The organism is Streptomyces afghaniensis, assembly GCF_044327915.1.
GTDB lineage: Bacteria > Actinomycetota > Actinomycetes > Streptomycetales > Streptomycetaceae > Streptomyces > Streptomyces afghaniensis.
Genome location: NZ_JBIRGJ010000001.1, coordinates 971,487 through 985,074, shown reverse-complemented (window position 1 = coordinate 985,074; position 13,588 = coordinate 971,487). Strand labels below are relative to the sequence as shown.

17 protein-coding genes are annotated in these 13,588 nt (G+C 72.0%); 3 read left to right on the top strand and 14 right to left on the bottom strand.

Translation table 11 applies throughout. From position 1 onward, the window contains the following. Positions 1 to 63: 63 nt before the first annotated feature. Positions 64 to 606 (bottom strand): MOSC domain-containing protein, encoded by a 543-nt coding sequence (locus tag ACH4G3_RS04040; protein WP_397622959.1) that lies wholly within the window; start codon positions 604 to 606, stop codon positions 64 to 66. Between the two features lie 26 nt (positions 607 to 632). Between ACH4G3_RS04040 and ACH4G3_RS04035 the strand changes: the two genes are divergently transcribed. The 3 genes from ACH4G3_RS04035 to ACH4G3_RS04025 all read left to right on the top strand — a co-directional run bounded on the left by ACH4G3_RS04035 (position 633) and on the right by ACH4G3_RS04025 (position 3,185). Continuing rightward, positions 633 to 2,036 (top strand): bifunctional phosphatase PAP2/diacylglycerol kinase family protein, encoded by a 1,404-nt coding sequence (locus ACH4G3_RS04035; protein WP_397622958.1) that lies wholly within the window; start codon positions 633 to 635, stop codon positions 2,034 to 2,036. A gap of 114 nt (positions 2,037 to 2,150) precedes the next feature. Next, positions 2,151 to 2,972 (top strand): class I SAM-dependent methyltransferase, encoded by an 822-nt coding sequence (locus ACH4G3_RS04030; protein ID WP_397622957.1) that lies wholly within the window; start codon positions 2,151 to 2,153, stop codon positions 2,970 to 2,972. A 42-nt stretch (positions 2,973 to 3,014) separates the two neighbouring features. After that, a complete protein-coding gene (locus tag ACH4G3_RS04025; protein ID WP_020270859.1) occupies positions 3,015 to 3,185 on the top strand; it encodes a hypothetical protein in 171 nt (56 codons plus the stop codon). Between the two features lies 1 nt (position 3,186). Here ACH4G3_RS04025 and ACH4G3_RS04020 read toward each other — a convergent pair whose 3' ends face one another. From ACH4G3_RS04020 to ACH4G3_RS03960, 13 genes are all read right to left on the bottom strand, one after another. Beyond that, entirely contained in the window at positions 3,187 to 3,507 is a 321-nt protein-coding gene (locus tag ACH4G3_RS04020; RefSeq protein ID WP_306961607.1) for a gas vesicle protein K, read from the bottom strand. Next, positions 3,504 to 3,692: a gas vesicle protein gene (locus tag ACH4G3_RS04015; RefSeq protein ID WP_003994122.1), complete on the bottom strand. Its 189-nt coding sequence runs from the start codon at positions 3,690 to 3,692 to the stop codon at positions 3,504 to 3,506. Before ACH4G3_RS04015 ends, ACH4G3_RS04020 begins: the two co-directional genes overlap by 4 nt. Positions 3,693 to 3,708: 16 nt before the next feature. Next, complete coding sequence (locus ACH4G3_RS04010) at positions 3,709 to 4,464, bottom strand: GvpL/GvpF family gas vesicle protein (RefSeq protein ID WP_397622956.1); 756 nt, start codon at positions 4,462 to 4,464, stop codon at positions 3,709 to 3,711. After that, positions 4,461 to 4,799: a gas vesicle protein gene (locus tag ACH4G3_RS04005; protein WP_397622955.1), complete on the bottom strand. Its 339-nt coding sequence runs from the start codon at positions 4,797 to 4,799 to the stop codon at positions 4,461 to 4,463. Before ACH4G3_RS04005 ends, ACH4G3_RS04010 begins: the two co-directional genes overlap by 4 nt. Further along, positions 4,796 to 5,893, bottom strand: a complete 1,098-nt coding sequence (locus ACH4G3_RS04000) for an SRPBCC family protein (RefSeq protein ID WP_397622954.1) — start codon at positions 5,891 to 5,893, stop codon at positions 4,796 to 4,798. Before ACH4G3_RS04000 ends, ACH4G3_RS04005 begins: the two co-directional genes overlap by 4 nt. Then, the gene (locus tag ACH4G3_RS03995) at positions 5,890 to 6,519 is read right to left on the bottom strand and encodes a DNA primase (protein ID WP_397622953.1); all 630 of its coding nucleotides are present in this window, start codon (positions 6,517 to 6,519) and stop codon (positions 5,890 to 5,892) included. Before ACH4G3_RS03995 ends, ACH4G3_RS04000 begins: the two co-directional genes overlap by 4 nt. After that, the gene (locus ACH4G3_RS03990; protein ID WP_397622952.1) at positions 6,516 to 6,779 is read right to left on the bottom strand and encodes a gas vesicle protein GvpG; all 264 of its coding nucleotides are present in this window, start codon (positions 6,777 to 6,779) and stop codon (positions 6,516 to 6,518) included. Before ACH4G3_RS03990 ends, ACH4G3_RS03995 begins: the two co-directional genes overlap by 4 nt. Positions 6,780 to 6,783: 4 nt before the next feature. Further along, on the bottom strand, positions 6,784 to 7,557 hold the full coding sequence (locus ACH4G3_RS03985; RefSeq protein ID WP_397622951.1) for a GvpL/GvpF family gas vesicle protein: 774 nt from the start codon (positions 7,555 to 7,557) through the stop codon (positions 6,784 to 6,786). After that, complete coding sequence (locus tag ACH4G3_RS03980; RefSeq protein ID WP_114256334.1) at positions 7,554 to 7,988, bottom strand: gas vesicle structural protein GvpA; 435 nt, start codon at positions 7,986 to 7,988, stop codon at positions 7,554 to 7,556. Before ACH4G3_RS03980 ends, ACH4G3_RS03985 begins: the two co-directional genes overlap by 4 nt. Positions 7,989 to 8,034: 46 nt before the next feature. Then, the gene (locus tag ACH4G3_RS03975; RefSeq protein ID WP_397623375.1) at positions 8,035 to 8,403 is read right to left on the bottom strand and encodes a gas vesicle protein GvpO; all 369 of its coding nucleotides are present in this window, start codon (positions 8,401 to 8,403) and stop codon (positions 8,035 to 8,037) included. A 91-nt stretch (positions 8,404 to 8,494) separates the two neighbouring features. Further along, a complete protein-coding gene (ligD, locus tag ACH4G3_RS03970; RefSeq protein ID WP_397622950.1) occupies positions 8,495 to 9,424 on the bottom strand; it encodes a non-homologous end-joining DNA ligase in 930 nt (309 codons plus the stop codon). Next, complete coding sequence (locus tag ACH4G3_RS03965) at positions 9,421 to 11,268, bottom strand: transketolase (RefSeq protein ID WP_397622949.1); 1,848 nt, start codon at positions 11,266 to 11,268, stop codon at positions 9,421 to 9,423. Before ACH4G3_RS03965 ends, ligD begins: the two co-directional genes overlap by 4 nt. Next, on the bottom strand, positions 11,265 to 13,574 hold the full coding sequence (locus tag ACH4G3_RS03960; RefSeq protein WP_397622948.1) for an FAD-dependent oxidoreductase: 2,310 nt from the start codon (positions 13,572 to 13,574) through the stop codon (positions 11,265 to 11,267). Before ACH4G3_RS03960 ends, ACH4G3_RS03965 begins: the two co-directional genes overlap by 4 nt. Between the last annotated feature and the right edge of the window lie 14 nt (positions 13,575 to 13,588).

The window sequence follows — 13,588 nt, the reverse complement described above, 5'->3', positions numbered from 1 at the left end:
GCTCCGCCGGGCTGGGGACCCACCCCTCAGCGGCGCCAACGCCGACACCTGGAAGGCAGCGGGTCAGACCCGCTCCAGCGGTCGGTGCGGCCCCGTGGGGAGTTCTGCCTCTATCGGATCGCCGGGGCGCACCACGCCCCCGTCCCGCACTACGCTCATGATCCCGGCCTTGCGCACGACGTTCCCCGCCTCGTCGCGCCCCACGACCCGCTTGAGCAGGCCGTCCTGGAAGTTGTCGATCTGGAGGCAGGGATTGCGCAGGCCGGCCACCTCCACGACCGCGGTGTCGCCGATGCGCAGCAGCGTGCCGACCGGCAGACCGAGCAGATCGATGCCCTGCGTCGTGATGTTCTCGCCGAGTTCGCCGGGCGCCACCTTGAACCCCTCCTCACCGACCTCCTCGAAGAGTTCCTCGTGGATGAGGTGCACCTGGCGCAGGTTCGGCTGGGTGGGATCCTGCGCCACGCGCGACCGGTGCTTGACCGTCACGCCGGCGTGCACGTCCCCCTCCACCCCGAGACCGGCGAGCAGCGTGATGCTGTCCCGGTTGGGCTTGGTGAACGAGTACTCCCCGTTGCTGCTGACCGCCGTCACTCGCCCGCTCATACCTCGGATCCCCCTCTTCGGTCGCGATGATCACCCCTGAGCCTGCCCGGGGACGGTCGGTGTGTCCACCCCCCTCCGGGTACCCGCACCCCATGACGCCCCCCGTCCTGCCCCGCCTGAGCCGTGGCGCGAACGACGGCATCCTGTGGTTCGCGGCCGCCGCCGCCCTCGCGGCGACCCGCACTCCCCGTGCCCGCCGCGCGGCGACCCGTGGACTGGCCTCACTCGGCCTCGCCTCCCTCACCGTCAGCGCCCTCGGCAAGCGCACCGTCCCAACGGTGTGGCGGCCGGCCTCCACCGCGTTCCCCTCCGGGCACGCCGCCTCGGCCGCCGCCTTCGCGACCGGTGTCGCCCTGGAGTCCCCCGCCTGGGGCACGGTCGTCGCCCCGGTGGCCGCCTCCGTCGCCCTCGCTCGCGTCCGCGGCGGCGCGCACCTCCCGAGCGACGTCCTGACGGGCACCGCCCTGGGCGTGGGTGCCGCGTTCGCCGTACGGGGCATGGTGCCTACGCGCGGTCAGGTCGCCCCGCCGGCCCGGCCCCGCGCCGAGGTCCCGGCGCTGCCGGACGGCGAGGGACTCGTGCTGGTGGCGAACACCGGCGCGGGGAGCGCCGAGCGGGGCCGTGCCCTGCGGGACGCCCTCCCCCGGGCCGAGGTCGTCGAGTGCGAACCGGGGGACGTGCCCGCCGAGTTGGAGAAGGCGGCCACCCGTGCCCGGGTCCTCGGCGTGTGCGGCGGGGACGGCACCGTGAACGCAGCCGCCCGTGTCGCGCTCCGCTCCGGCCTGCCCCTCGCTGTGCTGCCGGGCGGTACCCTCAACCACTTCGCCTACGACCTGGGCATCGAGGGGGTACGCGATCTCGCCCGCGCGCTGCGTGCGGGCGACGCCGTGCGCGTGGACGTGGGCCGGTACTCCTGCGGCGGGAAGCACGGCGTCTTCCTCAACACGTGCAGTGTCGGCGTCTACCCGGAACTCGTGCGCGAGCGGGAGCGCTGGTCGCCCCGGATCGGCGGCTGGCCCGCCGGCGTGCTCGCGGCCCTGCGCGTGCTGCGGGCCGACCGGCACCCGCTGGAGGCCGAGATCCGGGGCCGTACGCATCCGCTGTGGCTGCTGTTCGCCGGGAACGGCACCTATCACCGCATGGGGCTGGCGTCCGGGCGCCGGCTGGACATGGCGGACGGGCAGTTGGACGTGCGGGTCGTGCACGGCGGGCGCAGGCCGGCGGTCCGGCTGCTCGCCGCCGCCCTCGCGGGGCCGCTGACCCGCTCCCCCGCCCACGCCGCCGTCCAGGTGGGACGGCTGCGCCTGGACCACGTGGCGCCCGGCACGCTCCTCGCCTACGACGGTGAAGTCACCGAGGTGGAGGGCCGCGTGACGCTGGAGAAGCTGCCCGAGGCGCTGACCGTCTACCGGCCGATCCCGTCTGACTGACGACCGTTTACTGACATTCCGTCAGTCCATATGGCGGGAATGCGGTCTCACAATGCGGCGGATCTGCGTACGGTGATCCCCTGCCGACCCGACACGAAGGGGTGGGGATCCGCCATGCCGGAGCCACGAGAGACCGCCGTCTACACGCACGGGCATCATGAGTCGGTGCTGCGTTCGCACACCTGGCGGACCGCCGCCAACTCGGCCGCCTACCTGGTGCCGTCGCTCCGCCCCGACATGAAGATCCTGGACGTCGGGTGCGGGCCGGGCACCATCACCGCCGACCTGGCCGGGCTGGTGCCCGACGGTCATGTCACCGGCGTCGACCGGGAGCCGGAGATCCTGGAGCGGGCACGGGCCACGGCTGCCGGACGGGGGCTGACCAACGTCGACTTCGCGGTCGCCGACGTGCACGCCCTCGACTACCCGGACGACACGTTCTGTGTGGTGCACGCCCACCAGGTGCTCCAGCACGTGGGGGATCCGGTGGGGGCGCTGCGCGAGATGCGGCGGGTGCTGAAGCCCGGGGGCGTGGTCGCCGTGCGGGACGCCGACTACGAGGCCATGACCTGGTTCCCGGCGTCCGAGGGGCTCGATGACTGGCTGGACCTCTACCGCCGGGTCGCCCGGGCCAACGGCGGGGAGCCGGACGCCGGGCGCCGGCTGAAGGCGTGGGCGCTGCGGGCCGGGTTCACGGACGTCACGGCGACCTCCGGCACCTGGACCTTCGCCACGCCGGAGGAGCGGTCCTGGTGGAGCGGGCTGTGGGCCGACCGGACGCTGGCGTCGGCGTACGCGGACCGGGCCCGGCAGGGCGGGCACGCGAGCGAGGCGGAACTGCGGGCCGTGGCCGACGCCTGGCTGGAGTGGGGGAAACGGGAGGACGGCTGGTTCAGCGTCCTGCACGGAGAAATTCTCTGCCGAAAGGACGCCTGAAACACCGATTCGGGGACACCCTAAAAGCAGGAGGTTCGAATTATGGTTCCCATCCTGCTGGTACTGCTTCTGGCATTGGTCCTGTTCGGCGCCGGATTTGCAGTAAAGGTTCTCTGGTGGATCGCTCTGGCGGTTCTCGTACTGTGGCTGCTGGGATTCTTCGTCCGTGGTACGTCGGCGGCCGGAGGCAGGGGCCGCTGGTACAGGTGGTGAATTAGCCCCCGTCGCGGGGCAGCAGCGGTCCGAGCGGCCCGAGGTCCAGATTGAGGTCCTCGGGCCGCAGTCCGTAGCGGTCGCGCAGTTCCGCCATCCGCTCCTCCAGCAGCATGAGCGTGAGGCCGATCCGCTCCTCCTGGTCCTCGCTCAGATCCCCCACGTCGAAGCGGCGCAGCGCCTGGCGCTCCATGAGCTGGCGCAGCAACTCCACCACCGTGAGCACGAGTTTGACCAGGTCACGCTCGACGGTGTCGGGTTCCAGGTCCAGCCGGTTGCGACGCGGCCGCGGGTTCTGCGCGGGCTGGTCGGACGACGTCACAGCAACTCCTCGAACGGGGAGGGCACCTGGGCGTTCACCGAGCTGATGAGCGCGTTGAGGTCGATACGGACGAGGTCGACGTCGGCGATGCGCAGCGTGATGTCCCCCGTGATCACGACACCGCCGGCGAGCAGCCGGTCGAGCAGATCCACGAGGGCGACTTCACGGCGTTCCACTACGGTCACGGATTCTTCCCGTCGGTCATGTGGCCTCCCCGGCGAACGAATAGGCCGCCCAGGGGCCGGTGAGTTCGACACGCATTCCGGGCACCTCGCCCTTCGTACGGTCCACCATTTCCACGAATTCTTCGGAATGCGCGCGCGGCACGAGATAGGCGGCGTTCAGTACGTTCCGCCCGCTCACTTTGGAAAGCGCGGGGTTCTGCGGGGGATGCAGCCGGGAATCCTCCGCGAATTCGGAAAGCTTCTCGTGCAGCCGGGTCGCAAAGCTTTCCGCTTTCTGCCACATCTCCTCGTGCGACCGGGTCTGCATACGCCGCTGCCGCAGGTAGTCGCGGCCCGACGCGGCTTTCTGCGCGGGCCGGGCGCTCTCCTGCGGTTCGGACTCGGCGTACACCTTCACGCCCCACTCGACCCGCCCCTCCAGCCGGTCGAGGGTGCGCCGGAAGTCCTCTTCACGGGCCTCCATCATCGTGCGTACGCCACTGTCGTCCCGGAAGACGGTGCCGAGCCGCAGCGGGAGCGGGGTCGTGACGGTGGTGAGCGCGTCGATGACCCCCTGGTGGGCGCGGGCGGTCTCGGTGAGCCAGTCCAGGTCCTCCAGATGGGCGCGGAGCGGTTCCTCCGCGAAGTCCCGCTCCGGTACGTGGCTGACCACGGCCACGAGGCCGTGGTGGGTCAGCGCTCTGGGCGGATCGCCCGCCACCCCCGACAGCTGGGACTGGAGCGGCGTGCCGAAGGGGCGGCAGACGGCGTAGACGTACCGCAGTCCGGTCACGGTGCCTCCTTCTTCTGCGCGCGGCCGGGCTCCAGTTCCTCCAGCCGGGCCAGCCTCTCGCGCAACTCGGCGTTCTCACGGGTCAGTTCATCACGGCGGGCCCGCGAGCTCAGTGCCGGGTCGGTCTCCCACCAGTCGATGCCCATCTCCTTCGCCTTGTCCACCGAGGCGACGATCAAACGCAGCTTGATGGTGAGGAGTTCGATGTCGAGCAGGTTGATGCGGATGTCGCCCGCGATGACGATGCCCTTGTCGAGCACCCGCTCCAGGATGTCAGCGAGGTTGGCGCTGCTTCCATGGCCGTAGGGTTCGGGCATCCTGCTGGGCGTTGTCATCGACGGCTCCCGACTTCGGCGTCCTCGGCCTCGTCGGCCTCCTCGTCCTCGTCTTCCTCGTACTCCCCTTCAGCCTCTTCCTCGGGCTCTTCCTCGTCGTACTCGGCCTCGGCTTCGTCCTCGTACTCGCCCTCGGGCTCCTCCTCGCCCTCCTCTTCCTCGTCCTCGGCGTACTCGTCCTCGGGTTCCTCGTCCTCGGGGCGCTCGTCCTCGGACTCCTCCTCGGCGAGCGCGTCCTCGTGGCTGCGGACGACCTCGCCGTCGCGGATCTCGCCACGCCAGGCGTCCTCCGCCTCGCCCTTGATCGTGATGAAGCGGACGAAGTTCTTCAGGTCGAGCCGGGCGCGGCGGCCCTGGGCACGCCAGATGTTGCCGGTCTTCTCGAAGAGGCCGGAGGGGTAGTACTCGATGACCAGCAGGACACGCGTGAGGTCGTCGGTGAGCCGATGGAAGGAGACGACGCCCTTCGTGGTGCCCTTGGCGCCTTCGGAGGACCAGGCGATGCGGTTGTCCGGCACCTGCTCGGTCGTGTGCGCCTTCCAGCTTCGGTTGGACCAGAAGACCTTCAGCTGCCAGTCGGAGTGGGTGTCGTCGTCGCGGCTCGCGCTCTTGACGCCCTTCGCGAAGGTGCTGAAGTCCTGGTACTGCGTCCACTGGTCGTAGGCGGTGCGCACGGGCACGCCGACATCGATGTGCTCGATGATGACCGTCGGCTTGTTGCCGGAACGGCCCTTGCCCTTTCCCTTGCCGCCGCCCAGGTTCTTGAAGGCACCCGTGACCTTGTCCTTGAGGCGCGAGCCACCGGTCTCCAGCGCGGCACGCAGTGGACCCTTGCCCTCGGCGAGCTTACGGCCGCCGTCGAGGGCGAGTTTGGCGAAGCCGGGGCTTCTGCCCTCGGCGATGTCGTTCAGCTTGCCCGTGGTCTCGCCGAGCTTACGGCCCACACCCGTCAGCATGCGGGTGGCCTGCGCGGCGACATACTCCTGCAACTCGGCCTTCAGCCGGTCGGCGGCCTCGCTGTGGGCCACGTCGGTGAGCGGGTTCTTCGTCGCTCCGTTTGCGGCGGAGGTCGCGGATCCGAGTGTGTCGGTCATCGCTCACCGCCTCCCTTCGGCAGCCGGGTCCGGGAACTGCCGCCCCCGGCGGAGGTCGCCTTCTTCGCGGCCGTGGCCTTCTTGGCCGCCGTCTTCCGGCCCGCCGCCTTCTTGGCGGGGGCCTTCCTGGCCGGGGCCTTCTTCGCCGTCTTCTTGGCGGGGGCCTTCTTGGCCGGGGCCTTCTTCGCCGCCTCCTTCGGGGCCGGCTCGGGCTCCTCGTCGTCCTCGGGACCGGAGTCCTCTGCCTCCTCGGCCTCGGGCTCCTCGTCCTCGGCGTCCTCGGCCTCGGCGTCGCCCACGCCGGGCACCGCGCCCGAGAGCTGGTCGCGCACCTGGGCGGTACGCCCGTGCAGCCGGTCGGCGAAGGCGTCGAGCTGCCGTTCGACCATGGCCCCGGAGGCCGCCTTGCCGACACCTCGCAGGTCCTGCCGCAGCTGGTCCCCGATCTCCTTGAACTGCGGGTTGTCCCGCAGCTGCTGCTGGACCAGGTCCGCGACCATGCGCGGACTCAGGTTCAGCTTCTTCCCGGCCACCAGGCCGCCGACGGCCACCGCCATCTTCAGTTTCTTGGTCCGTCCCAGGAGGTATCCGGCCCCCACGGCGAGACCCAGTCCCACTCGGTTCATGGTGTTGTCCCGTTGCCCGTTCCCGCGCTCCCGCGCGAAGCGATCTCCAACCGGTCGAGGAGGTCGTCCTCAAGGCGGTCGAACTCCTCCTCCGTGATCTCTCCGGCCTCCAACTGCTCCTCGAGACGGCCCAGTTCGGCCCGGATCGTGGAGGGGTCGTAGTAGATCCGCTCGGCCTCCTGGACTACCTGTCTGATGGCCCAGGCGCTGCCGCGCACGGGTGCGAACGGCAGCAGCAGTACCTCCGAGATCAGGCCCACGTCGTCACCCCGCTCCGGTGCCCGTGCCGCTCGCCACGGTGCCCGCCGGCTCGGTCGGGCCGGGCTCGACGAAGCTGTACGGCGGCAGCGGCCCGTTGATCCGCACCTCCAGGTGCGGCAGCTCCTTGCGGGCCTCTTCGACGGCCGCCAGGAAGTTCTCGGCGGACTCCCGGTCCACCAGGAACGACACGTTGGCCAGCCAGCCGGTGGACTCGGGGCCCACGCTCACGGCCTCGGCAGCCGGTTCCAGGACGCGCTGGAGCGCGGCGGCGTCCTCGGCCTCCCGGGCCTTGACGGCGGCCGCGACCATCTCGCCGAGCCGGATCTTGTCGTCGTAACTGCCGCCGCCCGCCTGCCGGTTGGCCTCGGCGAGACCGCGGATGTCCGGGTTCTCGGCCATCACCTGGTGCAGTACGGCCTCTTCGACGTGGTTGGCCTTGACGTTGTACTCGACCCGGCCGTCGAGGGCCCGCAGGCGCTCCTTGTAGTGCTCGGCGCGCTCGGCTAGGACCGCGGTGATCGAGTTGTCGTCCGGGGCGACGCTGCCGAACCGCATGGGCAGCACACACCCGGCCGCGCCCGCCTCGCTGAGCACGTTCTGGTGGGCGAGCAGGTCCTTGCGCTTGGGCCGCAGCCCTTCGGGCGCCTCGCTGACGACGGCCGCCAGGTCGCCCTCGCGCAGGATGCGCACCGGGCGCGGCGGATCGCCGACGCCGCCCATGCCCTCGGGGAGCCCGGGGTGCGAACTCGCCGCGATGCCGTAGACGTAGGTGCTCACTCCTGCTCCTCCTTCCGGCGGGCGGACGTGCTCTTGCGGGCCCGCGGACGCGACTCGGTCTCACGCTCGGAGCCTTCGGAACGCGCCTGCTTGAAGGCGTCGGAGATGGTTTCGGCGGCGCCGGACAGCGCCCCCTTGGACTTGCCGCGCGCGCCGGACTCGGTCATCTCCCCGACCAGGTCGGGCAGGCCCGGGTCCTTGCGCGGCCCGGCCTCCAGGTCGAGCCGGTTGCACGCCTCGGCGAAGCGCAGATAGGTGTCGACGCTGGCGACGACGACGCGAACGTCGATCTTGAGGATCTCGATGCCGACCAGGGAGACTCGCACGAATGCGTCGATGACGAGCCCCCTGTCCAGAACAAGTTCAAGCACGTCGTAGAGACCGCTGCTGCCGCCTCCGCCGCCGGTCTGCTGTGCCGGTACGACTGTCATGCCGGATGTCCCTCCTTGTCTGTGGGTGCGGGTCCGGTCGGGCGGCCTAGTGACCGCCGGTCCTTCGCGGGTCGGACCGCCCCCGCTCGTAGCGGCGGACGCGGCGATAACCCGTGAGCTGTCCCTGGGCGTCGAGCTCCACCTGGTAGCTCGCCATCAGGCTCATCGTGTCGGGCACCCGCTCGAGTTCGAGGACCTCGACCTCGAGCGCCCAGCCCTGCTCGGTCTGCTCGAAGGACGACACGGACTCGGCGGTCATGCCGGTGAGCTCCGCGAGCTGGCCGCGCGCCTGGCGCAGCACCTCCATGGGGCTCGGCCGGTCGTCGGCCGTGTTGTCAGTCGGTTTACGCGAATTCTGGGAGTTCTGAGATTTCTGTGAACCCTGCGACTCTTGCGTGTTTTTTGTGTTCGACATGGCCACCTCCCCCTCCGTGTGGCCGCAAGAGTGTTCGCCAAACCTCTACGGGCGCATGCATCTGCCACCCGCCGCGGGACGCGGGCGTGGCTCAGCCGCGGAGGGCGTTCAGCCTCCGCCGGGCCGGTCCCAGTGCCCGGCCGCGGGTCAGCAGTCCCGACCAGGGGTTGGTGCGGGCCTGCTCGACGGCGTCGGCGATGGTCCAGCGACGGGCATGCAGCTCCGGGTCGTCCAGCTGGTCCCAGGTGATCGGGGTGGCCACGGGCGCGCCCGGCCGGGGCCGGACCGTGAACGGCGCGACGGCGGTCTGCGCGTAGGCGTTGCGCTGCACGTCGAGGTAGAGCCGTTCGCCGCGGTCCTTCTTGCGGGCGGCGGTGGTCAGCCGGTCGGGGTGGGCGTCGGCGAGGGTGCCGGCGACGTCGTGGGCGAAGGAGCGCACCTCGTCGAAGTCGTGCCGGCCGTTCAACGGCACGATCACGTGCAGCCCGCGCGATCCGGTGGTCATCAGCGCCGAGGGCAGCTCCAGCTCGTCCAGCAGCTCTCCCAGCAGCCGGGCGGCCTCGCGCACGGCGTCGAAGTCGTCCCCCGCCGGGTCGAGGTCGAAGACCAGCCGGTCGGGGTGGTCGACGCTGTCCGCGCGGGACAGCCAGCGGTGCAGCGTGATGCCGGCCTGGTCGGCCAGGTAGAGGAGGGTGGCCGTGTCGTCGCAGACGACGTGGCGGACGGTGCCGCCCTCCTTGGCCACCTCGACGCGGGTGATCCACTCCGGGTAGTGGTCCGGGGTGTTCTTCTGCATGAACATGGGCCCGTCGAGCCCGTCCGGGTGCCGCTCCAGCATCAGCGGACGGCCGCGCAGGTGCGGCAGCATGAAGGGCGCGACGGCCCGGTGGTAGTCCACCAGGTCGCCCTTGGTGTACTCCTTGGCGTCCCCGCCGCCGGGGAAGAGCACCTTGTCCGGCCGGTGGACCTCCACGGTGCGGCGGCCCGCCCGCACCCTGCGCGTGCCGTCGCCGCCGCTCACGGCACGACCGCCTCCTCCACCAGCAGCCGCCCGGCCGCCGCGATCGACTCGGCGTCGATGCCCGCGGCGTGCAACTGCTCGTCCGGGGAGGCGGAACCCGGCATACTCCGCACGGCGAGCCGTGCCAGACGCGGTACGGGGCGTCCGTCGGCGAAGGCCTCCAGGACCGCGTCGCCGATGCCGCCCTCCGGGTGGTGGTCCTCCACGGTCACCAGGCAGCCGGTCTCCTCGGCGGCCCGGCGCAGGGTGGCCCGGTCGACGGGCTTCACCGAGTACAGGTCGATCACCCGCGCCTGGATGCCCTCCCGCTCCAGGGCGTCGGCGGCGGCCAGCGCCTCGTGCACGGTGACGCCCGCCGCGACGAGGGTCAGCCGGTCGCGGTCGGAGGAGCGCAGGACCTTGCTCCCGCCGACCGGGAAGTCCTCGTCCGGGCCGTAGATCACCGGGCTCTCGCCGCGCGAGGTGCGCAGGTAGCGGACGCCCTCCAGGCCGGCCATCGCGCCGACGAGCCGCGCGGTCTGGTTGGCGTCGCAGGGGTACAGCACGGTCGAGCCGTGCACCGCCCGCATCATCGCCAGGTCCTCCAGGCCCATCTGGCTGGGCCCGTCCTGGCCGATGGCGACGCCCGCGTGCGAGCCGACGAGGTTGATGCCGGAGCCGCTGATGGACGCCATCCGGACGAAGTCGTAGGCCCGGGTCAGGAAGGCGGCGAAGGTGGCGGCGTACGGCACCCAGCCGCGTGCCGCGAGGCCGACCGCCGAGGCGACCAGCTGCTGCTCGGCGATGTAGCACTCGAAGTAGCGGTCGGGGTGCTCCTTGGCGAAGAACTCGGCGCGGGTGGAGTCGCCGACCTCGCCGTCCAGGGCGACGATGTCGCCGCGGCCGGTCCCGAGGGCGGCCAGCGCCTCGCCGAAGGCGTTACGGGTGGCGACCTCCTCGCCCTCGTTCCACGTCGGGAGGTCGAAGTTCCCGGTGTGGACGGAGTGCAGCATGCGGGCGGCGGGCGGTTCCTGCACCCGGACGCGGATGTCGCGCGGGCCGCCGAGTTCGGCGATCGCCTCGTCGGCCTCGGGGAGCGGCTTGCCGTGCAGGCCCTCGCGGTCCTGTACGCCTTCGACGCCCTTGCCCTTGAGGGTGCGGGCGAGGATCGCCGTGGGCTGGCCCTTGGTGGACAGGGCCTCCCCGTAGGCGCGGTCGATCGCGTCCACGTCGTGCCCGTCGACCTCGATGGTGTGCCAGTCGAAGGCCTGGAAGCGGCGGGCGTAGGCGTCCAGGTCGTGTCCGTGCCGGGTCGGGCCGCGCTGGCCGAGCCGGTTCACGTCGACGATCACGGTGAGGTTGTCCAGGTGCTCGTACCCGGCGTGCTCGGCGGCTTCCCACACGGATCCCTCGGCCAGTTCGCTGTCGCCGCACAGCACCCAGGTGCGGTAGCCGGTGCGGTCGAGCCGCTTGCCGGCCAGCGCGATGCCGACCCCGACCGGCAGGCCCTGCCCGAGCGAGCCGGTGGCCGTCTCGACCCAGGGCAGCCGCTGCGGCGTCGGGTGCCCTTCCAGGCGGCTGCCCAGCTTGCGGAAGGTGAGCAGCTCCTCGTCGTCGATGGCGCCGGCCGCCTTGTACGCGGAGTACAGCAGCGGGGAGGCGTGTCCCTTGGAGAGGACGAAGCGGTCGTTGCCGGGGTGGGCCGGGCGGTCGAAGTCGTAGCGGAGGTGGTGCGCGAGCAGGACGGCCATCAGGTCGGCCGCGGACATGGAGGACGTCGGGTGCCCGGAGCCCGCGGCGGCGGCAGCGCGGACACTGTCCACGCGCAGCTGCTGTCCGAGGTCGGTGAGTTCACCGGTGTTCATGAGTCTCCTTTCGCGGAGTCGTCCGGGACGACGTCGGATCGCTTGACGGGGCCGGGGGCGGTGCCGGGTCCGGGGGGCGGCTGATCGGGCGGGGGCTGCGGATCGGGCTCGGGCTGGTTCTCGGCGTCTTCACGGCCGGGCTGGCTCTTGGCGGGCTCGCCACCGGGCTGATTCTTGGCGGGCTCACCACCGGGCTGATTCTTGGCGGGCTCGCCGCCGGGCTGGCTCTTGGCGGGCTCACCACCGGACTGATTCTTGGCAGGCTCACCACCGGACTGACTCCCGGCGGACTCGCCACCGGGCTGGCTCCTGGACGGCTCGCCACCAGGCTGCCCCTTCACCGACTCACCCGCGGCCCGACCCCTGGCCGACCCACCGCCGGGCCGGCCCCCGGACGCCTCACCACCCGGCTGCCCCTTCGTCGACTCGCCGCCCAGCGGCCCCTTGACCGGCTCATCAGCCGGCCAGTTCCTGGACCGCTCGCCACCCGGCTGCCCCGTCACCGACTCACCCGCGGCCCGACCCCTGGCCGACCCACCGCCGGGCCGGCCCCCGGACGCCTCACCACCCGGCTGCCCCTTCGTCGACTCACCACCCAGCGGCCCCTTGACCGGCTCATCAGCCGGCCAGTTCCTGGACGGCTCGCCGCCGGGCAGGCCCCCGGCGGCGTCACCACGCGGCCGCCCCTTCGACGGCTCGCCGCCTAGCTGCCCCTTCGCGGACCCGCCCCCTAGCGGTCCCTTGGCAGGTTCGTCGGTCGGCCAGTTCCTGGTTGGTCCAGGGCCGGGGCGGCCCTTGGCCAGTTCCTCCTCCGAGCGGCGCTGCGCGGTCCCGGATCCGGGCTGGTGCCGCGTCGCCCTGGATCCGGGCTGCCCCTTCGCGGGTTCGTCTCCGGCCCGGCCCTGCACGGACCCGGCGCCGCTCCCCCCGTCGTACGTGTCGGCCGCGATCGCCGCCCCAGGCCCCGACCGGGCGCTCGCCTCCTGCCGCTGCTCCGGACCGCCCGGCACCCGGGCCAGCTCGGGCGACGACGTGTCCAGCGGCACGGACCAGGACCGGACGAGCCCCAACTGCACGGCCTGGCGCGGCAGTACCGCGTCCAGCAGCCAGTCGGCGGCGACCCGGACGCGGTTGCCGGGCATCGCGGCGAGGTGGTAGCCCCGCGTCACCGCACCGGCCGGCACCCCGGACAGGGGCACGCCGAGCGGATTGGCGGCGGCCTTCGCACCACCCAGGTCGACGACGAAGCCCAGGTCGCGATGGCGGTAGGGCTTGCGCTCGCCGCCCAGGCCGAGCGAGGCGGCGACGTTCTGCGCCGCGACCTTGCCGTGCCGCCAGGCGTGCTGCGCGGTCATCGGCGTATAGCTCCCCGGCTTCTCCAGATCCGGCACCGCGGCCACGTCACCGCAAGCGAACAGCTCCGGCCGGCCCGGCACCTGGAGGTGCGGGTCGACGAGCAGCCGACCCTTCTCCATCGGCAGCCCGAGGGACTCGACCAGCGGATCGGGCCGTACGCCCACGCACCACACCAGGGTCCGGGTCTCGACGAACTCGCCGTCGGTCAGCACGACCCCGTCGGGCGTGGCCTCCTTCACGGAGGTGCCCATCCGCACGTCCACGCCCCGCTGCCGCAACACCCGGTCGGCGGTGGTGGACAGCTTCTCGTCCATCTCGGGCAGCACCCGCGGCGCCACGTCCAGCAGCATCCAGCGCGGCCGCATGCCCTGCCGCAGCGGGTGCTTGCGGACCTGCGCGTCGGTGAACATCTGCCCGTGCGCCGCGACCTCCGTACCGGTGTATCCGGCGCCGACCACGACGAAGGTGCACCGGGCGGCGCAGGTCTTGGGGTCGTCGGCCGCGGCTGCCAGTTCCACCTGCCGGGTCACGTGGTCGCGCAGGTACAGCGCCTCCGGCAGCCCCCGGAAGCCGTGCGCGTGCTCGGCGACGCCAGGGATCGGCAGCAGCTTGTTGACGCTGCCGGCGGCGAGCACCAGCCGGTCGTAGGCGAGCGTGCCGCCGTCGCCCTCGGGCCCGGTGTAGTGCAGGGTCCGCCCGTCGAGGTCGATCCGGTCGGCCTCGCCCAGCACCAGCCGTACGTCCGGCAGCGTGTCCGAGAGGGAGACCGTGACCCGGCGCGGCTCCAGGACACCGGCCGCGACCTGGGGCAGCAGGGGCAGGTACAAGAAGTAGTCGGTCGGGTTCAGCAGGGTGATGTGCGCCCGGCCCCTGGTTTCCCGGGACAGGGTGCGGGCCGTGCGGTACCCGGCGAAACCGGCACCGACGATCACGATGCGGGGTCGACTCACGGTTCGCTCGCCTC

What these genes read in the sequence shown, in the direction of transcription:
- ACH4G3_RS04035 (WP_397622958.1), top strand. Translation starts at nt 633, where the DNA reads ATGATCACCCCTGAGCCTGCCCGGGGACGGTCGGTGTGTCCACCCCCC.
- ACH4G3_RS04005 (WP_397622955.1), bottom strand. Translation starts at nt 4,799, where the DNA reads ATGACAACGCCCAGCAGGATGCCCGAACCCTACGGCCATGGAAGCAGC.
- ACH4G3_RS04000 (WP_397622954.1), bottom strand. Translation starts at nt 5,893, where the DNA reads ATGACCGACACACTCGGATCCGCGACCTCCGCCGCAAACGGAGCGACG.
- ACH4G3_RS03995 (WP_397622953.1), bottom strand. Translation starts at nt 6,519, where the DNA reads ATGAACCGAGTGGGACTGGGTCTCGCCGTGGGGGCCGGATACCTCCTG.
- ACH4G3_RS03965 (WP_397622949.1), bottom strand. Translation starts at nt 11,268, where the DNA reads ATGAACACCGGTGAACTCACCGACCTCGGACAGCAGCTGCGCGTGGAC.
- ACH4G3_RS04040 (WP_397622959.1), bottom strand. Translation starts at nt 606, where the DNA reads ATGAGCGGGCGAGTGACGGCGGTCAGCAGCAACGGGGAGTACTCGTTC.
- ACH4G3_RS04030 (WP_397622957.1), top strand. Translation starts at nt 2,151, where the DNA reads ATGCCGGAGCCACGAGAGACCGCCGTCTACACGCACGGGCATCATGAG.
- ACH4G3_RS03975 (WP_397623375.1), bottom strand. Translation starts at nt 8,403, where the DNA reads ATGTCGAACACAAAAAACACGCAAGAGTCGCAGGGTTCACAGAAATCT.
- ACH4G3_RS04025 (WP_020270859.1), top strand. Translation starts at nt 3,015, where the DNA reads ATGGTTCCCATCCTGCTGGTACTGCTTCTGGCATTGGTCCTGTTCGGC.
- ACH4G3_RS03980 (WP_114256334.1), bottom strand. Translation starts at nt 7,988, where the DNA reads ATGACAGTCGTACCGGCACAGCAGACCGGCGGCGGAGGCGGCAGCAGC.